The organism is Clostridium pabulibutyricum (genome assembly GCF_058242705.1).
Map to the genome: position 1 here is coordinate 91427 of NZ_JBZAYZ010000006.1, position 22255 is coordinate 113681.

General features: G+C 33.4%; 21 protein-coding genes and 1 other annotated feature. Of the genes, 4 read left to right on the forward strand and 17 right to left on the reverse strand.

Going from position 1 to position 22255, the window contains the following annotated elements; genetic code table 11:
- Positions 1-50 precede the first annotated feature (50 nt).
- From AC4CVH_RS08460 to ytxC, 10 genes are all read right to left on the reverse strand, one after another.
- Positions 51-1976, reverse strand: coding sequence for a glycosyltransferase (locus AC4CVH_RS08460; protein WP_490787320.1), 1926 nt, complete (start codon positions 1974-1976; stop codon positions 51-53).
- 115 nt (positions 1977-2091) lie between these two features.
- Positions 2092-2703, reverse strand: a complete 612-nt coding sequence (locus AC4CVH_RS08465; RefSeq protein WP_490787321.1) for a cell division protein ZapA — start codon at positions 2701-2703, stop codon at positions 2092-2094.
- 179 nt (positions 2704-2882) lie between these two features.
- The gene (gene pheT, locus AC4CVH_RS08470) at positions 2883-5261 is read right to left on the reverse strand and encodes a phenylalanine--tRNA ligase subunit beta (protein WP_490787322.1); all 2379 of its coding nucleotides are present in this window, start codon (positions 5259-5261) and stop codon (positions 2883-2885) included.
- 38 nt (positions 5262-5299) lie between these two features.
- Positions 5300-6319 carry a phenylalanine--tRNA ligase subunit alpha gene (pheS, locus tag AC4CVH_RS08475; protein WP_490787387.1) on the reverse strand — a complete coding sequence of 340 codons (1020 nt, stop codon included), beginning with the start codon at positions 6317-6319 and terminating at the stop codon, positions 5300-5302.
- 61 nt (positions 6320-6380) lie between these two features.
- Positions 6381-6597, reverse strand: a binding site (T-box leader).
- A gap of 63 nt (positions 6598-6660) precedes the next feature.
- A complete protein-coding gene (locus AC4CVH_RS08480) occupies positions 6661-7449 on the reverse strand; it encodes a TrmH family RNA methyltransferase (protein WP_490787323.1) in 789 nt (262 codons plus the stop codon).
- An 81-nt stretch (positions 7450-7530) separates the two neighbouring features.
- Positions 7531-7890: a 50S ribosomal protein L20 gene (rplT, locus tag AC4CVH_RS08485; protein ID WP_490787324.1), complete on the reverse strand. Its 360-nt coding sequence runs from the start codon at positions 7888-7890 to the stop codon at positions 7531-7533.
- A gap of 27 nt (positions 7891-7917) precedes the next feature.
- Entirely contained in the window at positions 7918-8115 is a 198-nt protein-coding gene (gene rpmI / locus AC4CVH_RS08490) for a 50S ribosomal protein L35 (RefSeq protein WP_490787325.1), read from the reverse strand.
- Positions 8116-8138: 23 nt separating this feature from the next.
- Positions 8139-8660, reverse strand: coding sequence for a translation initiation factor IF-3 (gene infC, locus AC4CVH_RS08495; protein WP_490787326.1), 522 nt, complete (start codon positions 8658-8660; stop codon positions 8139-8141).
- Between the two features lie 192 nt (positions 8661-8852).
- Complete coding sequence (gene thrS, locus AC4CVH_RS08500) at positions 8853-10766, reverse strand: threonine--tRNA ligase (protein ID WP_490787327.1); 1914 nt, start codon at positions 10764-10766, stop codon at positions 8853-8855.
- A 376-nt stretch (positions 10767-11142) separates the two neighbouring features.
- A complete protein-coding gene (gene ytxC, locus AC4CVH_RS08505) occupies positions 11143-12009 on the reverse strand; it encodes a putative sporulation protein YtxC (RefSeq protein ID WP_490787328.1) in 867 nt (288 codons plus the stop codon).
- Positions 12010-12186: 177 nt separating this feature from the next.
- Here ytxC and AC4CVH_RS08510 point away from each other — a divergent pair, with 177 nt between their 5' ends.
- Positions 12187-12882, forward strand: a complete 696-nt coding sequence (locus AC4CVH_RS08510; protein WP_490787329.1) for a DUF6873 family GME fold protein — start codon at positions 12187-12189, stop codon at positions 12880-12882.
- 52 nt (positions 12883-12934) lie between these two features.
- Here AC4CVH_RS08510 and hydF read toward each other — a convergent pair whose 3' ends face one another.
- The 4 genes from hydF to AC4CVH_RS08530 form a co-directional block, all read right to left on the reverse strand.
- Positions 12935-14167 carry a [FeFe] hydrogenase H-cluster maturation GTPase HydF gene (hydF, locus tag AC4CVH_RS08515; RefSeq protein ID WP_490787330.1) on the reverse strand — a complete coding sequence of 411 codons (1233 nt, stop codon included), beginning with the start codon at positions 14165-14167 and terminating at the stop codon, positions 12935-12937.
- 17 nt (positions 14168-14184) lie between these two features.
- Positions 14185-15582 (reverse strand): aspartate ammonia-lyase, encoded by a 1398-nt coding sequence (locus AC4CVH_RS08520; RefSeq protein ID WP_490787331.1) that lies wholly within the window; start codon positions 15580-15582, stop codon positions 14185-14187.
- A gap of 137 nt (positions 15583-15719) precedes the next feature.
- The gene (locus tag AC4CVH_RS08525) at positions 15720-16124 is read right to left on the reverse strand and encodes a hypothetical protein (RefSeq protein ID WP_490787332.1); all 405 of its coding nucleotides are present in this window, start codon (positions 16122-16124) and stop codon (positions 15720-15722) included.
- 128 nt (positions 16125-16252) lie between these two features.
- Positions 16253-17059, reverse strand: a complete 807-nt coding sequence (locus AC4CVH_RS08530) for a PPK2 family polyphosphate kinase (protein ID WP_490787333.1) — start codon at positions 17057-17059, stop codon at positions 16253-16255.
- A gap of 190 nt (positions 17060-17249) precedes the next feature.
- On the opposite strand from AC4CVH_RS08530, the gene AC4CVH_RS08535 reads away from it, so the two are divergent.
- Positions 17250-17444: an alpha/beta-type small acid-soluble spore protein gene (locus tag AC4CVH_RS08535; RefSeq protein ID WP_490787334.1), complete on the forward strand. Its 195-nt coding sequence runs from the start codon at positions 17250-17252 to the stop codon at positions 17442-17444.
- Between the two features lie 87 nt (positions 17445-17531).
- Here the strand turns inward: AC4CVH_RS08535 and AC4CVH_RS08540 are convergent, their stop codons facing one another.
- Genes AC4CVH_RS08540 through AC4CVH_RS08550 form a run of 3 tightly spaced genes read right to left on the reverse strand, consistent with a single transcriptional unit; the run spans position 17532 to position 19947 of the window.
- Positions 17532-18266, reverse strand: a complete 735-nt coding sequence (locus AC4CVH_RS08540; protein ID WP_490787335.1) for an ABC transporter permease — start codon at positions 18264-18266, stop codon at positions 17532-17534.
- An 11-nt stretch (positions 18267-18277) separates the two neighbouring features.
- On the reverse strand, positions 18278-19039 hold the full coding sequence (locus AC4CVH_RS08545; RefSeq protein WP_490787336.1) for an ABC transporter permease: 762 nt from the start codon (positions 19037-19039) through the stop codon (positions 18278-18280).
- A complete protein-coding gene (locus AC4CVH_RS08550; protein WP_490787337.1) occupies positions 19036-19947 on the reverse strand; it encodes an ABC transporter ATP-binding protein in 912 nt (303 codons plus the stop codon). Before AC4CVH_RS08550 ends, AC4CVH_RS08545 begins: the two co-directional genes overlap by 4 nt.
- Before the next feature lie 159 nt (positions 19948-20106).
- On the opposite strand from AC4CVH_RS08550, the gene AC4CVH_RS08555 reads away from it, so the two are divergent.
- A complete protein-coding gene (locus tag AC4CVH_RS08555) occupies positions 20107-20820 on the forward strand; it encodes a response regulator transcription factor (protein ID WP_490787338.1) in 714 nt (237 codons plus the stop codon).
- A 15-nt stretch (positions 20821-20835) separates the two neighbouring features.
- Positions 20836-22254 (forward strand): sensor histidine kinase, encoded by a 1419-nt coding sequence (locus AC4CVH_RS08560; protein ID WP_490787339.1) that lies wholly within the window; start codon positions 20836-20838, stop codon positions 22252-22254.
- Position 22255 lies beyond the last annotated feature (1 nt).

Below are 22255 nucleotides of genomic sequence, written 5' to 3' on the forward strand. Positions count from 1 at the left end.
TTAACTTGGAATGAGAAGAACAGCAAGTATGCAAATACCTGCTGTTCTTCTCATTCCATTTTTATAAGCGTTGGATTTTTATCCAAAATTGATTCATATTGTCCCATCAATCCATATTTTCCTTCCGGATCTGCTTTCATATATCTTTCATACTTAAGTTTTCTAAGTTCCGGCGTAGACCATCCAAGATGTTTTAATTTTACATAACATACGCACCCACTTAACTCGAATATATTCTTTGGCATTCTTCCGCAATGAAGTGGTAGCTCATTCCACGTATATTCAAAATCGGGCTGATATCTAATCAGAAGTGGTCTATAATATTTATGAGCACTCCAATAGACATCTTCCCGGTAATGATTTTCATCCCACATATCGTATAATCTGAAAGAATAATAATCAAAACTAGGTTGATCTACAAGATCTCTTATGACGCCACATATTCTGTCTTCAAAGATTTCATCTGCATCAAGAAACAATATCCAGTCTGGTTTGGTATCAATGGTTATATCCCACAACTGCTTTCTAAGATTAATTTCATTGTCGAATCCATGTTTCTCATTATGCACTATCTTGATAGGGATATCTTTAAGTGCCTCAATACATATATCAATAGAATTGTCCTCACTTGCATCATCCAAAATCACAGCATTATCCACATATCCTGATGCATGTTGAAGAACTTCTTTCAAAAATTTTCCGCTCTCATTTCTGACAAGCATTGCAAGTGTTATCTTATTTCTATCTTGTTTGTCCACTCTTATCCTTTCATTTAAAAGATCTAATATAGTAGATCCAAATAATTGTTTCTTGTCTTCATTTAAAACTTTTATACTCCTTACTAAAACTGATTCCGTATCAAACAGCATAATGCAATAAAAAATCCTGGTCAATTTTTTTCCTGCATCACTGTAATTTAACTCAAATTTAGTTTTTATTTCATCACCACAAACATCAATATTAAATATTTTCACATTACATAAACATTTGTTTTTAATTATATATTTTATTATATTCTCTTTTTCTGCATCAAATCTTTTTCTATAACTTTCATTCATATATTTTTCCACTTGAAATTCACCTATTTTTTTATAATCATATGAATACAAGTTTTCTATAAACTTTCTGGCAAAATTTTCTTCATTCACGCCTCCATAAGCTCCACACATACCCGTTAATTTAAACCTTTCTACTTTTACAAGATCCTCACTTCTATATAAATGAAGCGCCGGATACTTTGTATCAACATATAACTTAAAACCGAGGGCAGCAGCTCTTATACAAAAATGCCTGTCCTCGCCCCAGAATGAAAGGTTGTATATTCTTCCAAAGTTGACTCCCGACTCCATGGCCTTCCTGCTTATCAAAGTGCAGGCTCCAAGTCCACCGACCTCATATATACCAGGCTTTTTCAGCCTTTGTAAAAAGCTCCTATATCTTCTGTTATATTCCTCTGCTGTAAGAACTTCTTCCCTCTCCTTTTTTACAAAAGAATATTCATCACTTACCCATACTTGAGGTGATTTAACTGTATTTTTGCCCCAACTGGTCCAAAAAATTTCAGATATTATATCTTTCTTGCTGCCAACAAGACTCATTAAAGTATTTGGTTCAAGAATTAAATCAGAATCTATCAAAAACAAATGATCATAATAGTTGTTCTTTGCATATTCTATAATTTTATTTTTATATCCCGCTATTTTCCAAACAAGACTGTCTTTCCAACAATGCGTGTCACCTGTTGTTATATACTTGCCAACTTTGTCTCCGGATTCAATTATAACTTTTTCTTCTTTATCATGAGAAAATGAAGTTAAAACATCACTTGACTCTTTAATTTCATTATCATCTATAAAAAAATAATCTACGGTAACGTCCTTTTTTACTAACCCTTTCAAAAAAGCAATAAAATTTTTCAATATTTCAGGTGACTGTCTTACAGTACTCCCAATGAGTATCTTCTTATTGTTATTCATCAAATTCCTCCAAAAATTATAATAAACAATTGCTCTCAATTTATATAATATTCCCTGCCTTGAAATTTGATATAAATAAAAAAATCCGAACTAACATTTCCCATTAGTTCGGATTTTACACTGATTTGTCACTCAGAAGAGGATTTTTCTTTTTTCTCTCTTTTGCAAGATTTATCTGATTTTCTTCCAGTTTATTTTCAAGATCCATCAATTTATATTTAAGGGAATGCACTTTAAACTGATACTCTTTATTCTGAGATTTTACTGCAGTATTTTCATCAACATATCTTTGTTTTGACTTGTCTGTTTCCTGAATTTTTTTCTTCAACTCGGCTATTTGCTTGTCCCTTTCTTCAACCTTGTCTTTCGAATATTCTCCATTATCATAGTCTTTTAGCTGTTGCTGCAACTGTTTATTGTATTCTTCCATATGCGTCAGCTGGTTTTTCAATGAATTTACTTTTTCTTCATACATGTCCTGAATCTTTTTAAATTCATGAGATTCCTTTTCAAGTTTCTTATTTTGTTCTTTTATTTTAAACATGTCATCAGCTACATTAACAGCAGACAATATTGCCGCTGAAGAAGTGCTTAACTTGTTGTTTATTTCCAGCACATTTTTTACTTTCTTGTCAACATAACTAGCAATTCTATGTAAATATTCTTCTTGTTCTTCTCCTTTTAAATTATACTCTATACCATTTATGACAACTGTCACTACATTCATTTGAACACCCTCTCAGATACAGCCAATTTCAATAATCATAACATTATTTTATCACAAATCCAGCATATATTAAACTGCTAATTAGAATTTAAGTTAATTTTTTACTTTTTTTAATTTAAAATACATATAAAGATTACTGTTTAAATAATTATATATTTACAGTAATCTTTATATTGTTTTTATCTCAATTTTGCATCAAATTTGTTTTCAAGCGCCTTAAGTATCTTATCATGAACTTTATTAACTTCCTCATCTGTTAAGGTTCTGCTGTCAAGTCTGTAATTTATAGCATAAGCTATGGATTTTTTACCTTCATCTATCTGCTTTCCAGTATATACATCGAAAAGCTTTATACTGTCAAGAATTTTACCACTATTATTTTTTATTATGTTTTCAATATCCTGAACAGGTACGTCTTTATCGACAACCATAGATATATCCCTTGAAACTGCAGGAAATTTTGGAAGCGGCCTGTATTTTTTATCTCCACTTGAATATTTATATATTAAATCGAGGTTTATCTCGGCAATATAGCATCTTTCTCCTACTCCATAATTGTCCATTACATCTGGATGAATCTCGCCAACTACACCAACCTTCTGTTTTCTTATGTACAAGTCAGCAGTTCGTCCTGGATGAAAAGTCGGATTTTGAGTTTCCCTCTTAAATGAAAACTTCTCTATTCCAAATGCATCAAGAAGATTTTCAACTACACCTTTTAAAGTAAAGTAGTCAGCGGTTCCATACATTCCTACAGTCAATATATTCTTTTCATCTGGAAGTTTGCTTGAGTCATCACCTGGAATATATATCTTTCCAATCTCAAATAATCTTACATAATCATTGCTTCTTGAATAATTTCTACTCAATGATTCCATCATTGACGGAATCGTAGTTGTTCTCATTATGCTGTAATCTTCACCTAAAGGATTCTTTATAACAACAACATCTCTGAGGCTGCTGTCTTCTGGTATACATATCTTGTCAAAAACTTTTCTGCTGAAAAATGAATAGCTTATAGACTGATTAAGTCCACTTGCAATAAGTGTATCTATGACTTTGTCATCCATCTCCTGCTTTTTGTTTTTTCCACCTCTCATGCTTACACTTTCTATCATAGTGGACGGTATTTTATCATATCCATATATCCTTGCTATTTCTTCGGCAACATCTTCTCTTATGTTTATATCACTTCGAAAAGTAGGTACGTGGATATCAAGAGTATCTTCCTGGATATCTGTTTTAAGTTCAAGCCTTTCAAGATATTCAGCCATGCTTTCAATAGATATGTCAATTCCGAGGAACTTGTTTATCCACTTATAATCTACTTTTACATGATGTGCTTCAACCTTTTTATCATATATATCAATAACGCCTTTTGAAATTTCTCCTGCACAAAGTTCCTCTACAAGGTGGCAGGCTCTATTCATAGCAACTTCAGCCAGATTCGGGTCAAGATCCTTTTCAAATCTGGATGAAGCCTCTGTTCTAAGTGCAAGTTTGTGTGTTGAAATTCTTATATTTGTTCCATCAAAATTTGCACATTCAAATATTACATCCTTTGTATCATTCTGTATCTCCGAGTTCAGTCCTCCCATAATTCCGGCAATTCCTATGGATCTTTCTCCATCTCTTATAGTAAGTACATCACCATCTAAGGTTCTCTCTTCATTGTCCAAAGTAGTAAATTTCTCTCCATCTTCAGCTCTTGCAACAACTATTTTTCCAGAACCTATCTGCCTTGTATCATAGGCGTGCATTGGTTCTCCAACTTCAAGCATTACAAAATTGGTTATATCAACAATATTATTTATAGGCCTGACTCCTGCTTCAAGAAGACGTTTCTGCATCCATGAAGGTGACTGTTGTATCTTAACGTTTTTAATCATCCTTGCCATGTATCTTCTACAAAGCTTATCTTTCACTTCAACTTGTATTTGATCTTTTATATTGTTACCTGACGACTCACTGTAATCAAGCTGTGGTTTCCTGTACTTTTCATTTAGTGTAGCTGCAGTTTCTCTTGCTATACCAACAACACTCAAACAATCAGGCCTGTTTGATGTTATTTCAAAATCTATTATACTTTTTTCCATATCAACAACTGACTTTATGTCCCTGCCTACGGGCGTATCATAAGGAAGTATCATAAGTCCATAAACCGGCTTATCTCCTGCTACTCCAAGTTCTTCTTCTGAGCAGAACATCCCATTTGACACAAGTCCCCTCAGTTTTCCTTTTTTTATCTTCGTACCTCCATGTATAGTTGCACCATGAAGTGCAACTGGAACTATATCCTGTTCCTTCATATTATCCGCCGCTGTTATTATCTGGATAGGTTCCTCCATACCTATGTCAACCTGGCATACTGAAAGTCTGTCTGCATCCGGATGCTTATCTATCTTCACAATCCTGCCTGTGACTACTTTTGTTATTTCATCTCCTGTAGTTACAACTTCTTCAACTTTTGAACCGCTCAATGTTAATTTATCTCTCAGCTCATTTGCCGAGATATCTATATCAACATAATCTTTCAACCATCTAACTGGAACTTTCATAAATTATTCCCTCCCTAACAAAAATCATAGAATATGAACTAAAACTGATTTAAAAATCTCATATCACTTTCATACATGTTTCGTATATCATCTATTCCATATTTGAGCATTACCATTCTATCAACACCCATTCCAAATGCAAAACCACTATACACTTCAGGGTCTATTCCACAATTTCTAAGTACCTGTGGATGAACCATTCCACATCCCAAAAGCTCTATCCATCCTTCTCCCTTACATACTCTGCAACCTTTTCCTCCACATACAAAACATGTAGCATCCATCTCGGCAGAAGGTTCCGTAAACGGAAAATGGTGTGGTCTGAATTTGGTATTTATGTCATCTCCAAACATTTTTTTTGCAAACATCTCCAGGGTACCCTTAAGATTTGCAAAAGTTATTCCCTTGTCAACCACAAGTCCCTCCATCTGATAAAATATAGGAGAATGCGTAGCATCCACTGCATCTGAACGATACACCTTTCCAGGAGATATCATCTTTATAGGAGGCTTTTGCTTTTCCATGGTTCTTATCTGTATCGGCGATGTCTGTGTTCTCAACACCATGTTGTCATTTATATAGAAGGTATCCTGCTCTCCTCTTGCAGGATGGTTTTTAGGTATATTTAGTGCTTCAAAATTATAATAATCCAATTCAACCTCGGGGCCTTCCTCTATACTGAATCCCATGGATATAAATATTTTCTTCATCTCCTCAAGAGTTTGTTCAAGTGGATGCCTTCTACCTATAACCTGCTTCTTTCCGGGCATTGTTATATCTATCTTCTCATCTTCAAGTCTGCTTCCCCTAGTGCTGGCTTTTATCCTATTTGAAACTTCCTCTATTTTATCCTCAAGGCTTTTTCTAACCTGATTTGCAAGCTTTCCAACAACAGGCCTTTCTTCTTTTGAAAGAGACTTCATCCCCCTTAGTATTTGAGTAAGTTCCCCTTTTTTTCCAAGATACTTAATTCTTATATCATTAACATCAGAATCTTTTAAACTTTTTTTGAGCTCAAGAATAGCATTTTCTTTTATCTGCTCAAGTTTTTCCTTCAACATTACAACATCTCCTTTCAAAAACATATAGAATTTTGTAAAATAAAAAGAGCACCTCCCTCAAAGGGACGAACTCTATATCCGCGTTACCACCCAAATTGATATCATAAAATATCCTCTTGTAAAAATCTAACGAATTTATCCGCTGACCGCTACTTTAAATTCACAGCCAGAGCTCGGGAATGAACTTCAATACAAAACAAGTTAAGAAACTCCCAGCTTAAAATTTCTCTTTCTGCAAACAGTTTTGAACCTACTCTTTCCTTCAAGGCAAAGTATTCTATTTTTATACTGCATATTGACAATATTACAATTATTCCGCCTCAATGTCAATCGAAATTCTATTTTAATCTTTGCCTCACAACTTCAAACATCATTATGCTGGCGGCTATGGAAACATTCAGTGATTCGGCTCCACCTGGCATTGGTATTTGTACATTCACATCGGAAATCGCCCTAACATCACTGCTCAGTCCATTTCCTTCATTCCCAACTGCTATTATCAAATTGTTTGAAAGATTGCAGTCATAAAAACTTTTATCCGAATCAAGAGTACTTGTAATAAGCTCAAATCCTCTTTTTCTTAGTTCTTCTGTATATTCAAGCTTGAAGTCATGTATAACAGGAACATGGAAAACAGAACCCATGGTGGCTCTCAATGTTTTTTCATTGTATACATCTACAGTTCCTCTGGTTGTAATTATCCCAAGCGCACCTGATGCATGAGCACTCCTTATTATAGTACCCATATTACCCGGATCTTGAATCTTGTCTGCAAGCACATAAAACCCCGAGGTTTCTTTCACTTCAAGCTCCTTGTTTTCCACCACCGCAGCTACTCCCTGTGAATTCTCCGTACTACTTATAGAAGAAAACACATCTTTTTTCAGGCAATATACTTTTTCCATTACAGAATCACGTATTGAACAATTTTCAATATGATTCAGCCACTTTTCTGAAACTGCCTCATCTATAAAAATTGCTGAAATTTCAAATTGAGACATCAGAGCTTCATCCACAAATCTAAAACCTTCAATCAAAAACCGATTATTTTGATCTCTGTACTTTCTATTCTTCAATTTTTTAGCTTCTTTAACCTGATTGTTGTTTCTACTATTTATTATATTCAAAAGTTCCACCCGGGCTTCTTAAAAATTTAACAATTGATACATAAAAGAGTGCAGAAAATCTACACTCTCTATGTAAAAATGCTATGCAGTTAATTGTTTCTTTGCTATTTCAACCAATTCTGTAAATGCCTTCGGATCATTTATTGCTATCTCTGAGAGCATCTTTCTATTCATATCTATACCTGCAATCTTTATTCCATTTATGAACTTAGAATATGAAAGTCCATTCAATCTTGTTGCAGCATTTATTCTTGCTATCCAAAGTTTTCTAAAATCTCTCTTTTTAAGTCTTCTTCCAACATATGCATTTCTAAGTGCTCTTATAACTGACTCATTAGCTGTTTTAAACAATTTGCTTCTTCCGCCATAATAGCCTTTAGCCAGTTTTAATACTTTTTTATGATTTTTACGAGCATTGACAGCTCTTTTTACTCTTGCCATTTTTTAACCTCCTTCTAAGATTCCAAACTATACGTAAGGTAATAAATTTTTCATATTCTTTTCCTGAGTTTTTGAAACATATCCTGCTTTTCTAAGATTTCTCTTAACTTTTGAAGTCTTAGCTGTTAATTTATGGCTTCTAAAAGCCTTTGCTCTTTTAAGTTTTCCTGTTCCTGTAAGTTTAAATCTCTTTGCTGCACTTTTTTTTGTTTTCATTTTTGGCATATCAATTCCTCCTCTCGATTTAATTATGCTTTATTAGGTGATAATACCATTGTCATATTTCTTCCCTCAAGTTTTGCCCTTTTTTCTATCGAACAGATATCTTGAAGCTTGGAATAAAAATCATTTAATATTTTTCTTCCAGTAAATGAGTATTCTGCTTCTCTTCCTCTAAATCTAACTGTAACTTTAACTTTATCTCCTGATTGCAAAAATTTTCTAGCATTGTTTGCCTTTATGGAAATATCATGTTCTTCAATTGAAGGACTGAATCTTACTTCTTTTACAACAACAACTTTTTGGTTTTTTCTAGCTTCCTTCTCTTTCTTCGCCTGTTCGTAAATAAATTTCCCGTAATTCATTATTTTGCAAACCGGCGGCTTTGCATGCGGTGATATCATTACCAGATCAAGCTCTTTTTCTTCTGCAAGTTCAAGTGCCCTCTGGAAAGGTATAACTCCAATTTGTTTTCCATCATCTTCAATAGTTCTTACTTCTTTTGCTTTAATCTGTTCATTTACAAGAAAACCCTTATTAATAATTTTCACCCCCAGGTCATACTAGATATATAAAAAGAGACGGCGCACGCCGTCTCTCAAAATCCAATAGGAAATTTCAACCCTAATGTAAAATTCACATAACCTTACTGGCTGTGCCGTAAGGTGAGAAACGGCTAGTTTCTTCTTAAAATTTAACCTTATTCAGTATACTATACTCACACTCACATGTCAATATACTTTTTAATTTTCATTTGATTTTGATCTTACCTCATCCTTAACTTTTGCTGTAAAATCATCAAGCGACATTGTACCTATGTCACCATTTTTCCTGCTTCTCACTGAAATATTTCTCTCATTCATTTCCTTGTCGCCAACTATAATCATATAAGGTACCTTCTGCATCTGTGCTTCTCTTATTTTATAACCTATCTTCTCATTCCTTATATCAGATTCCACTCTTATATTATTTTTCTTTAATACATCTACTATATCTTTCACATAATCAGTTTGAGCATCAGTTATATTCATAACCTCTACCTGTACAGGTGAAAGCCAAGTTGGAAAGGCACCTGCATAATTTTCTATAAGTATTCCTATGAATCTTTCTATTGACCCAAATACGACTCTGTGTATCATGACAGGTCTGTGCTTTTCTCCATCAGCACCAACGTAAGTAAGATCGAACCTTTCAGGCATCTGGAAATCCAGCTGCACTGTTCCACACTGCCAGGTTCTTCCTATGCAGTCTCTAAGATGAAAATCTATCTTAGGGCCATAGAATGCTCCATCACCTTCATTTACCTTATATTCAAGCCCTGCAGCTTTTAGAGCCTCTCTAAGTCCATTTGTTGCAGCTTCCCAATCTTCGTCACTTCCCATGGAGTCCTCTGGTCTTGTAGAAAGTTCTACAAAATAATCAAAACCAAAAACTTTGTAAAAATTGTCTATAATCTTTATTACATTGAGTATTTCATCTTTCATATTGTCTTTTGTCATGAAAATATGAGCATCATCTTGGGTAAAACATCGTACTCTCATAAGTCCGTGAAGTGCTCCCGATTTTTCATGCCTGTGGACAATTCCCATTTCACCATATCTTATAGGAAGATCCCTGTAGGAATGTATCTTGTTCTTGTATACAAGTATGGAACCAGGACAATTCATAGGTTTTATTGCATAGTCTTCATCATCTATTTTTGTAAAATACATATTTTCCTTGTAGTGATCCCAGTGTCCGGACTGATGCCAAAGCTGCTCGTTTAATATAATAGGTGTCATTATTTCATCATATCCTGCTTTTGAATGAACTTCCCTCCAATACTGCTGAAGCGTATTCCTTATAACCATTCCCTTTGGATGGAAAAATGGAAATCCCGGTCCCTCTTCATGTATACTGAAAAGATCAAGTTCCTTGCCTATCTTCCTGTGATCTCTTTTTTTAGCTTCTTCAAGCATGTGAAGATAATCTTTCAATTCATTTTTCTTTTCAAATGCAATTCCATATATCCTCTGAAGCATTTTGTTCTTTTCATTTCCTCTCCAATATGCGCCTGCTATGGAAAGAAGCTTTATAACCTTGACTTTTCCTGTAGAAGGCACGTGAGGTCCTGCACAAAGGTCAACAAAGTCACCTTGTTTGTAAAAAGATATAGTCTCATCTTCCGGAAGATCTTTTATAAGTTCAACTTTATACGGTTCCTTTGCATCCTCCATTAATTTTACTGCTTCATCTCTCGGCAGTTCAAATCTTTCAAGCTTCTCATTTTCTTTTATTATTTTATTCATTTCAACTTCAATTTTTTCGAGAAGCTCCGGTGTAAATGAAAAGTCTGCATCAAGATCATAATAAAAGCCATTGTCTATTGCTGGTCCGATTGCAAGTTTCACATCTGGATACAGCCTCTTCACTGCCTGGGAAAGTATATGCGATGCAGTATGCCACAATATCTTCTTTCCGTCTTCATCTTCAAATGTCAATATTTCCAGATTACAGTCTTCATCTATTGGTTTCATAAGCTCAACAACTCTGCCATCAACCTTTGCGCCAACAGCTTTCTTTCCAAGAGAAATACTCAGTTTTGAAGCTATATCACCTGCAGTTGATCCTTTTTCTACTTCGATTATTTTTCCATCTTTTAAAGATACTTTTATCATAATTTTCCTCCTTGAAATATATTACAACGTAAAAAAACCCCTCCCTACAATGGGACGAGTTTGCCGTGTTTCCACCCAAATTAACAACACATATAAAGTCAATCAAATAACACATGTGCCATCATCTCTATACCTTTAACGCAGGATACGAAAATGTCTAATAATAAAAATCATAGGCTTGATTTACTTTCAACATTCAACTCAAGGGGCGGTCTTCAATAAAAATTATCTAAAAAACCTCTCAGCTAATAAGTTTTTATCTCTTAAGATAATTATTTTACCTACTTTTCCTCTATCATCGTTTTTCTATGTTAACTATTTTATTATTCTGAACTGCATATGTCAATACAAAACCCGTTTATTTTTCAAATAACTTTCACACTCTGCAGCTTTTACATATACACACCCTGTCTTCAAAAACCTTTTTTATTGTATCTATTATTTCATTGTTTCTGCAGTTTTCTATACAATGTATTCTTATTTTCTCCGGTGAATTTGTTATAAGAACACTTATCAGCAAATCTTCAGAACTGGTATCATTTTCTGTTCTAAATTCAACAAGCTCTCCAAATAATTGCTTTGTTATATCGTATCCTTCACCATCTTTTATTATATAACTACCATCATTCTTTATTTCTATATCAAGACAGTTTATTTTACTCTCCTGTATGTCAACAAAATACCTAAGCAGTTTTATAAATTCATCATATTCCTTTTCAACCATGTACTTTTCAACAACTCTATCAAGTATAGCTTCAAGATCACCCAGTAAATCTTTTATTCTAAACAGTATAAATCCATCAACGTTTATACTTTCATTCTCCCCTATACATGATTTTATTTTTTCTATAATGGCATTCTTCTTGTTTATGCAATAAACTGCATCTTGATCTGATATTTCAATCTTGCCCCTTACATAATGCATACTCTCTTCTATAATTGTCTTTTTTTCACCTGACTGCAGGAAAAAATATGATTCTCTTATAAAATTATCTGCGTAATTTTCATAAAATTCATCAACTACTATATCATACAATATATTCGATATAAAAATATAAAATATATTTTTCAATCTGTCACTTAATTCTGAACTGCAAAACAGCTTGAGGAAGTGAGTATCCGATTCCATTTTTTCAGATAATCCCATATTGATACCCTTATTTTTAAAATATTCTACTACAGATTTTATTCCATTTGTTATATGTTCTCTTTCATTTCTGTATACTAAAATTAACAGCGGCATTTTCTACACTCCCTTCTGACATAGTATGTGCCTAAAAAAAATCTGTATTCAAAATTTGTTTGTCAAATATCGACAACGTTCTTTGTAAAAATTGCAATTTGCCTTTTCAATATTTCTGTTCAAATTTTGATATATAGCTTATAATATTTAAAGCATCTAATCCAGAGGAGGGGTTTCATGGAATACGCATTGATTGATTTTAGAACAAGTGACAATGAAAAGAAAAACCTGAACAAACTCGGTTTCAAAACAATATTGTGCCCACCATGTAAAAATGTATGCTGGCAAATATGCGGGCATCCTGACATATCTGTTTTCTTCATAGACAAAAAAACAGCCGTAGTAGACAAAAACACAGATATTGATTTCCTAAAAAAGTTGAATTCTATAAATATAAATGTAATTCCTGCCAAAAATCCACTATCACAAAAGTATCCAGGTGACATATCCTTAAATGCACTAAACCTTGATAAAATTTTTGTACATAATTTAAAATATACCGATCCCTCTATAACAAAAAATTTGGGCAGAAAAAAACTTATAAATGTAAATCAAGGTTATACAAAATGTTCTTCCTCCGTTATAGGAAAAAATAATGTAATAACAAGTGATCCTTCCATATACAATGCCCTGTCAGAACAAGATATCGATGTCATGCAGATACCCTTCGGTGACATACTCCTTGACGGCTTTGATTATGGATTTATAGGCGGGTGCTGCGGTTCATTTGAGAACTATGCAGTGTTTTTTGGAAGTTTGGAAAACTATGCATATGGTAAAAATGTACTTGAATTTTTAGAAAAGCACAATATAAAGCCCATATATCTAAGTAATGAAAAACTTACAGACAGAGGGAGCATATTTTTCATATAAAAAATGCAGAAACGATTTTTACAATCAAGCTTTCTGCATTTTTTAATATATTTTATTCTTCTTTCCAGATCATGTTCGCGAGAGGAAAAGGCTCAAGTGCTCTGTCAAGTATCCCATGAACATATGCAATCAATATACCATAGTTTACTATAGGCACCTTCATACTCTCTGCATAATTTATTCTGTTAAGCATTGCTTTACTGTTCAGCATACATCCTCCACAATGTACAACAAGAGAGTACTTTTTTATATCATCTGTAAAAGAAACCCCTGATGAATACTCAAAATCTATTTTTTTACCTGTAACTTCTCTTATCCACCTCGGTATTTTGACTGTGCCTATATCATCCGACTGCCTGTGATGAGTACATCCTTCGGCAATTAGCACCCTGTCTCCGTCCTGAAGTTTGTCTATTGCTTTTGCACCCTTTACAAGCTCCACGAGATCTCCCTTGTACCGTGCAAAAAGTATAGAAAAAGACGTCATAAGTATGTCCTTTGGAGTATCTGCAGAAACTTTCAAAAAAACCTGTGAATCTGTAATAACTATTTTAGGTTTTACCCCGAGTTTTTCAAGCGTATATCTCAATTCGTATTCTTTTGTAACAACTACAGTGCAATCACTCTCAAGAACATCTCTTATAGTCTGCTGCTGAGGAAGTATAAGTCTCCCCTTGGGTGCTGCCTTATCTATCGGAACTACAAGAACCACAAAATCACCCGGTTTTATAAGATCACCGACTATCCTGAATTTTTCTTCTGTCTTAGGAAGCGAATTTACAATTTTAAGTTTTAAATCTTCTATTCCTTCACCGGTTCTCGAAGAGACACATACACAAGGCACATTAAAATTGTCACCAATACTGGATATTTCATTTTCATCCAGTTTAAAAACATCCGATTTGTTCATAGCAATAACTAAAGGTATATTTCTAGTCTTTATATTCTTTATCAAATCCCTATCATACTGTGTAATATTCAAAGCAGAATCCACTACGACAATTGCTATATCTGTTTTTTCAAGTACCTTCAAGGTTTTTTCCTTTCTAAGGCCTCCAAGCATTCCTACGTCATCAAGTCCTGCAGTATCTATAATTACGCACGGACCTATTGGAAGGATTTCCATTGACTTGTACACGGGATCTGTTGTTGTTCCCTTCACCTCAGATACTATCGCAATATTTTGGCCAGTGATTGCATTTATTATACTTGATTTTCCAGAATTTCTTCTTCCAAAAAGAGCTATATGCGTCCTCACAGAACGTGGTGCTTCATTAAAACTCATTTTATTACCTCCAATAGCTATTCCCCAGGTATACCCGGTTTTGTAAGTTGGTACGGATTTATTATATTGTCTATTTTATCTTCAGGCAATATTTGAAGTTCATATAATACATCTTTTATTGTTTTGTTTTCCATGAGAGCTTTCTTTGCGACCCTGCCTGCTTTGTCATAACCTATGTAATGTACAAGTGCAGCAGTCTGGGCAGTTGACATTTCAAGATTTCTTCTGCAATTTTCACTATTTATTTTTATATCCTTTATACACTTGTTATTGAATATTTCAACTGCCTTTTTTAATATTTCAAGAGATTCCAGAAGTGAATCTGCTATAAGAGGCATGAAGGCATTGAGTTCAAGCTGACCGGAGGAACTTGCAATGGTTATTGCAGAATCATTTGCAATTACTCTCATGCTCACCTGTCCTACCATTTCAGGTATAACCGGATTGACTTTTCCAGGCATAATAGTTGATCCAGCCTGAACCTCGGGAAGTATGACCTCGCCTATCCCCCCCCTTGGTCCAGAACCAAGAAGCCTTAGATCATTTGAGATCTTTAAAAGATTTACTGCAAGAGATTTCAAAAGTCCGGATACTTCCACAAATACATCGCAATTCTGCGTAATATCCATTGGATAATCCGACCTTGAAATTCCAAAACCAGTTAAATTTTGAAGCTTATCCGTCATCTCATAAATAAATTTTCTTGAAGCATTGAGTCCCGTTCCTATTGCAGTACCTCCTATATTAATTTCTCTCAACCTTTCTTCTACCTTGTAAATTCTCCATCTGTCTCTTGATATCGCCTTTGAATAGGCTCCAAATCCCTGACCAGCCATCATTGGAAGTGCATCCATAAGCTCCGTCCTTCCAAGTTTTATTATATCTGAAAATTCATCTTCTTTAGCTTGAAGTACCTCCTGAAGCTTCGAAAGAACATGGCTCAGATCTCTTATGCACCTTATGGATGCAATTCTAAGTGCCGTAGGATAAACGTCGTTTGTAGACTGTGACATATTTACATCATTCAAAGGATGTACAACATCATAGTCTCCTTTTCTGCCTCCGAGTATTTCTATGGCTCTGTTAGCTATAACTTCATTTACATTCATATTCGTTGAAGTTCCTGCCCCACCTTGAAATGCACTTAAACCAAACTGACTGTCAAACTTTCCCTCAATTATCTCTTCGCTTGCTTTCACTATAGCAGATGCTTTTTTATCTGAAAGTTGCCTAAGGTCACAATTTACCAGAGCTGCCGACTTTTTTATAAGTGCAATTTCCCTTATAAGCCTTATGTTTACAGTTCTGTCACCCAAATTAAAATTTTCAGCAGCCCTTAAAGTATTTATACCAAAATAGTCCGAATTCTGTATATATCTACTTCCAATAAGATCTTTTTCCTCTCTAAACTCCACATTGTCACCGCCTTAAAACATCAAATCAACGTACTTATATTATATTCTACCATCAAATCTATATCAATTCCGCCTCAAGTCAATAAAAATCACCAATAATTTTGGGCCCGGTATAAAAAACCGGGCCCTTGGTATATTTAATTAACCTCATTATTTTCCTTATCTTCAGATCTATCTTCGGATATAACCTCAACATTCGAAGTTTCACCTTGTTGTGCCTTAAAAACTTGTGACAGTTTTTTATTTATAAGTCCAATTCCAAACAGTATTACTGCAATTCCAAAGTAAACTACCACAGTTTCAAACAATGACGGCAAAAGCTGTGATGGTAAAAGCTGTGAAACAACAGTGGTTTGAGAATACCCTTGACTTACATATTGTTTTACGGTCTTTGTAAATAATGTTATGTTTGTCACAAGGGACGCAATTCCAATAATTGCAGCAATTATTGATGCAATATAAAAACCAATTGAAGTACGACATTTTTTAGATTTTTTATTCTTTTTTTCTTTTTTGGTGATGTTCTTATCTTCAACTTCCATAATAAATTGTCTCCATTCCGCCTCTTAGGCTTATATTATTCTACTAATGCATGATAATTACTAATATATGTTACTAAATAATTGTTGCATTAAAGTGTCAATTTTGTTAACAATTATTTAAGCCATTTCTATTTGCAAAGTTCACTTATCAGCATTTTAATATTTTCATCTATATCTGGAAACTTCAAATCAAGCTTTTCAAGTACATTCACAATAACTTTCATGACGATAAAATCTCTAAACCACCTTTTGTCGGAAGGTACAACATACCATGGTGCATGGCCCGTACTGCAGTTTGACAATATATCCTCATAGCATTTTTGATATTTATTCCAGAAATCTCTTTCCTTTAAATCAGCTGCCGAAAATTTCCAGTGCTTTTTTTCAACAGTTAATCTTTCAAGCAGCTTTTGCCTCTGAAACTCTTTTGATATGTTTAAGAAAAATTTAATCACTATGATATTATTATTATTCATATATTCTTCAAACTTGTTTATTTCATCAAATCTTCTGAAAGCAGTGGAATCATCTATAATTCCATGTACCCTGGTAACAAGTACATCTTCATAATATGATCTGTTAAAAACACTTATATTTCCTCTCATAGGCAATTCTCTGTGAACCCTCCACAAATAATCGTGTCCAAGTTCCCTAGGTGTAGGTTCTTTAAAACTTACTACATTAATTCCATTTGGATTGATTTTATAAAATGCTTTTTTTACAGTACCATCTTTTCCACTGCAATCCATTCCCTGAAAAATTACAAGAAGTGCAAATTTTTTTGATGCATAAAAAACATCCTGAAGTTTTAAAAATTTGTCCTGCAAAATGGAATACTCATCTTTAATAGATTCTTTAAACAATTCACCGGAATACGCCGGATCAAATTCATTTAAATTTATTCTTTCACATTTGTTAATCAAAATTTTATTCATATACTTAAACCTCACTATTTTGTTTGTTTTAATAGTTTATCCTATGGAATAAAAATATATGTATTCAAAACAATATGAAATAACACATACAATTTCCATCCATTCCTCAACTTCCCTTACATATTTTGATGTTAATTGTATAAACTTAAAGTGTAAGCAGTAAATATTACTATATAAAGGAGTGAGTGTTATGGCATATAATAACCGTATAGTTGTTCCAGGAGCAAGAGAAAAATTAAACCAGTTTAAGATGGAATCAGCTTCCGAGGTTGGTGTAAACTTGAAGCAGGGTTACAATGGTGATCTTACTGCAAGAGAAGCTGGATCTGTAGGTGGAAATATGGTCAAGAAAATGATTCAAGCCTATGAGGAAGGTCTCAAGTAATAAAATGCCTATTTGATTTTTAAAAAGAAATGTCTGATTTCAGCTTTTTGCCGAAACCAGACATTTCTTAGTTTTAGTAGTATTTGTCTACAGTATGTCCTTCTTCTTAAACTCCCATATACCGATAAAAGTAAACAATAGAAAAATTCCAATGGAAACTCCATACATATATAATGGAAAATCAAATTGTACGCTTCCACCATTTAAAAGCACACGTCCTGGATAATCCCAGGGAAAGAACATCCAATATTTTGTATTGTTTATAAGGATGGACGGAATTGAAAAAAAAACTCCAACTCCAAGCGGCACATAAATATTCTTAAACTTCATACTCAAATAATATTGAACAGACACAACAGGCATCGATGCTATCATGCAGAGAAGAGGACTATAAATAACACGCATCGGCATTTTTTCCCCGTGGGGTACTACAAGCAATCCCAATGTAAGCATAATAATTATAAATACTAAAAGATTCAAGAAAATCATATTACATGCAACTGCAAGCTTTGAAAGGTAAAGTTTTTCCCTTCTAACTGGCAGTGTAAGCATTCTTTTTAAACTGTCACAGCTATTTTCTATTCTAAATAAAATGGCTGTAATGATAGTTATTAAAAGTGCCATAATAAACAAACCGTAGAACATGGAACTTTGAGTGTAAATTTGCATCCATACATTTTGTCCTTTTTCTGTAAAAAGTTCCTTGTATCTCATAAAATTCACAACACCAAGTATTACAAAAAATATAGGTGTTAACATGGTTATATACAATATTTTAGAATGTTTAAGCTTTAACATTTCAACCTTATATATTCCCTTCATAGTTGTCCTCCTTATTTTATATCTCTTTTATTAAATTCAAAAATTCCAACTGCAAGCCATAGTATTCCAGATGCTATGGAAAAAGCCAGCCCAACGTATGCATCTCTTTCATCTCCAAAGGGTACTGTAATCAATATGTTTGAATATGGAATGACCTTTGACAGTATCTGGCTCTGTGCAAACATATATGAACCTATGCTTCCGCAAAAACCAACTGCCGCTGCTGCAAGAGAATTTTTAATAAAACAGCTTATAAACTGCTGAAGACTCGAAATTCCCAAAACCGCGCAAAGTTCAAAACATACATATTTAAAAATCAAAAAATAATCGGTTTGAACCTTGAATACAGAGCTAATTATGATTAGACCTATTCCGTTTAAAACAACCATTAAAACTGCCGAGGAATATACAAGTATCCATTTTGAAATATAGATTTTTCTTCTTTCCACAGGTCTCGACAGCAGTTGTTTCCACATGTTTTCACTGTATTCAATATAATTTACAACAATTGAAACTGCAACTATAGCAAGACTAAGCAGTAAAAACCAGCACGTTCCAAGATGCGACTCATATATGAACACAGCTGTTTGTCCATAAATTCCAGTTTTAGATAGATCTTTTAAATGTACAGGAGACATCAAAAAATCATATCTCACATAAAAATCTGCAAATAAAACCAAAAAAGACAACAGAGGTATTAAAAATACACCTTTCCACAACACCGATCTCCTGTACTTCATAAACTCCGCTTTCATAATTGACGTAAATTTCATACATTTCCTCTCCCTTCTGTAAGGTCAAGGAATATATCCTCAAGAGATTTTTTGACTTCAACAAACTTGTATATTCTGCTGCCCTTCTCTACAAGACTTTTTAAAAGTTCATCGTGTTCTATTTTCTTTGGTTCCACATATATACATTCATCTTTTATATTATATTTGTAACCACATTTATTTAAAATATTTTTTGTTTCCTCAATATTTTTGCTTCCTATGCAAATATTGCCCTTACTTTTTGAATGAAGTTCATCAAGTGTTCCTTGAAACAACATATCCCCCATATTTATAATTCCTATGTCATTTGCCATAAGTTCAATTTCACTTAGATTGTGGCTTGATATTACAACAGTCATATTATAATGTTTTGGTAAATCTTTTATAAGGTTCCTTATCTCGTGTATTCCTGCAGGATCCAGCCCGTTTGTAGGTTCATCCAGTATCAAAAGTTCAGGTTTTGCTATCAATGCCTGAGCAATCCCAAGTCTCTGTTTCATGCCAAGCGAAAATTTTCCAGCCTGTTTGTCCTTCCATTTTGAAAGTTTTACAACTTCAAGTACTTCGTCAATATATTTATAATCAAGTTCCAAAATTTCAGCTGTTATTTTAAGATTTTCATATGCTGTCAAATTTGCATAATATGAGGGGGCTTCAACCATTGAACCCACTCTTTTCAAAATCTCCATTCTATTGGTTCTTATATTTTTCCCAAAGATTTTAATTTTCCCTCTGGTTGGTTTTATAAGACCAAGCATCATTCGGATGGTTGTGGACTTTCCTGCACCATTTGGACCAAGAAATCCATATACTCTTCCTTTTCTAACTGATAAGTTTATACCCTTAACTGCGTGGAAACCTTTAAAGTCCTTTGCAAGATCACTAGTTTCTATTATATTTTCAAACATAACCTTTCCTCCTCAAATTAGTCATATGTATATGATAACGGCTGTCACTTAAATCTGGTTTATCAGTACCTTAACAGAACCTTAAAGTTTTAAATTATAACAACATAATTTTTGTGTAATGATATAATTAAGTCATATTTATTTTAGACGGAGGTTATTATGCCAGATGAAATTTTATCTAAAAAAGTTCTATTGATTGATGATGAAATTGAGCTCTTAAATCTTATGGAAACTGTTTTAAAAAAAGAAGGATTCAGTAAAATATACAAGGCTATGGACGGAGCAGGCGGTATAAATCTATGTACCAAAGAAAAACCTGACATAATAGTTCTTGATATTATGCTTCCAGACACGGACGGTTTCGAAGTGTGCAAACAAATACGGGGCTTTTCTTTTGTTCCTGTAATTTTCTTGTCTGCAAAATCAGACGATATAGACAAGATTCTTGCACTTGGACTTGGCGCTGATGATTATGTAACAAAACCTTTCAGTCCAAAAGAAGTTGCCTTTAGAATAAAAGCTCATTTAAGAAGGAACATATATTTGAAAAAAGAGATGACGAGAAGCAAAAGTTTCGTACAATTCGGTGATGTAACAATCGATCTAAAAAATGCTGAAGTGTCAAAATCTGAAAAAGTCGTAATTTTAACTCCAAAAGAATATCATCTTTTACGCTATATGGCTGAAAACCCCAATCAAATACTTACCAAGGAAATGATATGCAGTAAAGTATGGAAAGATGAGTGCATAGGATATGACAATACAATAATGGTACATATACGAAAACTTAGGCAAAAACTCGAGGACAATCCATCAAGTCCCAAATATATAATTACATTTAGGGGCCTTGGGTATAAACTCAGGATTCCATAAAATCGAGGTGGCAAAATGAAATTATTAAACAAATTCAAAACCAACTGGACACTTACTACAAAATTCCTGCTTACACTTGTATTTATAATAATCATGAATCTATTTTTCAACATTGTAGTATGTAGCCAATTCCTTATATACACTAAAAAAACAATACTAACCTTAAATCCGCAAAAATTCACATACAATTTTTCGGAGTATGTAAAATTTAAAAATTCACTTCCTTTTATAAATGAAACCGGCAAATCAAAAATTTTAAAAAATCATCTTTGGGTTCAAATGATAGATGAAAACTTCAGTGAAGTATACTCTTTTAATAAGCCTCAAAAAGTCCCTGTAAAGTACATACCAATTCAATTTTCCCATATGTACAAATACGATATAGCTGGATATTCAGTATTTGTAAGTGAAAAAAGCTTTCATGGAAAAAGTTTTTCCTATATAATAGGTTTTCCTGAAAATACAACAGGAAAATATACTTTAATATTCAATACTCGCAACATTAAACTATTTTTCTGGAATGGAGTCTTACTTGTTTTATCTTTAAACATACTTGCTACTGTGCTTTCAGCCTATTTTTTATTCGGTAAAAAAATGGGAATACCCCTGCAGAAAATAATAAACAGCATAAACAATCTTTCGAATGGAAAATATAAAATACAACATGTAAATTCCGGTGTGTATAAAAACATATTTTCAAATTTAGATAATCTAAACGAAAATTTAAAAGAAGCAAAAGAAAAGCGTGAAGAACTTGAAAAAATAAGGAATACATGGATTTCTTCCATATCTCATGATGTAAAGACTCCCCTTTCTTCAATAAAAGGTTACGCTGAAATTATGAAAGATGTAGATTACAGCTTTTCGGAGGAAGAAATACGCACATACGCTGAAATAATATATAAAAAATCCTCCTACATACAATCTCTGGTTGATGATTTAAATATGACATACAAGTTAAAAAATAATGCCGTACCTTTAAAAAAGGAAAAAGTAAATATTGTACCGTTTGTTCAAAATATTATTGTTGAAATTTTAAATCATCCACTTTATTCCGAAGAAAATATAGAATTTTACTGCAGAAACCAAGTCATGGAAACTTTCATAGACAAAAAACTTATGAAACGTGCCATAGATAATTTGATTATTAATGCTGTGCTTTACAATGAATCCAAAACAAAAGTAGTAGTTTCAATTTATGAAAATAAAAGCATCAACATAATTATAAAAGATTATGGAAAAGGGATATCCAAAAATGATCTAAAACACATATTCAACAGATATTACAGGGGCACAAATACAAACTCATCCATTCAAGGTTCAGGATTGGGAATGGCTATATCAAAACAGATAATAGACGCCCATGAAGGCACTATATGTGTGGATAGTGCCTTAGAGCATGGAACAACAGTAAACATAACTTTAAAGACATGAT

Bases quoted from the DNA above. Each gene is read 5' to 3' on its own strand.
- hydF (WP_490787330.1), bottom strand. From the start codon at position 14,167: ATGAGTTTTAATGAAGCACCACGTTCTGTGAGGACGCATATAGCTCTT.
- AC4CVH_RS08540 (WP_490787335.1), bottom strand. From the start codon at position 18,266: ATGAAGGGAATATATAAGGTTGAAATGTTAAAGCTTAAACATTCTAAA.
- AC4CVH_RS08545 (WP_490787336.1), bottom strand. From the start codon at position 19,039: ATGAAATTTACGTCAATTATGAAAGCGGAGTTTATGAAGTACAGGAGA.
- AC4CVH_RS08535 (WP_490787334.1), top strand. From the start codon at position 17,250: ATGGCATATAATAACCGTATAGTTGTTCCAGGAGCAAGAGAAAAATTA.
- rplT (WP_490787324.1), bottom strand. From the start codon at position 7,890: ATGGCAAGAGTAAAAAGAGCTGTCAATGCTCGTAAAAATCATAAAAAA.
- AC4CVH_RS08555 (WP_490787338.1), top strand. From the start codon at position 20,107: ATGCCAGATGAAATTTTATCTAAAAAAGTTCTATTGATTGATGATGAA.
- AC4CVH_RS08465 (WP_490787321.1), bottom strand. From the start codon at position 2,703: ATGAATGTAGTGACAGTTGTCATAAATGGTATAGAGTATAATTTAAAA.
- AC4CVH_RS08550 (WP_490787337.1), bottom strand. From the start codon at position 19,947: ATGTTTGAAAATATAATAGAAACTAGTGATCTTGCAAAGGACTTTAAA.
- AC4CVH_RS08530 (WP_490787333.1), bottom strand. From the start codon at position 17,059: ATGAATAAAATTTTGATTAACAAATGTGAAAGAATAAATTTAAATGAA.
- rpmI (WP_490787325.1), bottom strand. From the start codon at position 8,115: ATGCCAAAAATGAAAACAAAAAAAAGTGCAGCAAAGAGATTTAAACTT.
- AC4CVH_RS08525 (WP_490787332.1), bottom strand. From the start codon at position 16,124: ATGGAAGTTGAAGATAAGAACATCACCAAAAAAGAAAAAAAGAATAAA.
- pheT (WP_490787322.1), bottom strand. From the start codon at position 5,261: ATGAAAGTTCCAGTTAGATGGTTGAAAGATTATGTTGATATAGATATC.
- thrS (WP_490787327.1), bottom strand. From the start codon at position 10,766: ATGATAAAAGTATCTTTAAAAGATGGAAAAATAATCGAAGTAGAAAAA.
- AC4CVH_RS08560 (WP_490787339.1), top strand. From the start codon at position 20,836: ATGAAATTATTAAACAAATTCAAAACCAACTGGACACTTACTACAAAA.
- ytxC (WP_490787328.1), bottom strand. From the start codon at position 12,009: ATGCCGCTGTTAATTTTAGTATACAGAAATGAAAGAGAACATATAACA.
- AC4CVH_RS08460 (WP_490787320.1), bottom strand. From the start codon at position 1,976: ATGAATAACAATAAGAAGATACTCATTGGGAGTACTGTAAGACAGTCA.
- AC4CVH_RS08510 (WP_490787329.1), top strand. From the start codon at position 12,187: ATGGAATACGCATTGATTGATTTTAGAACAAGTGACAATGAAAAGAAA.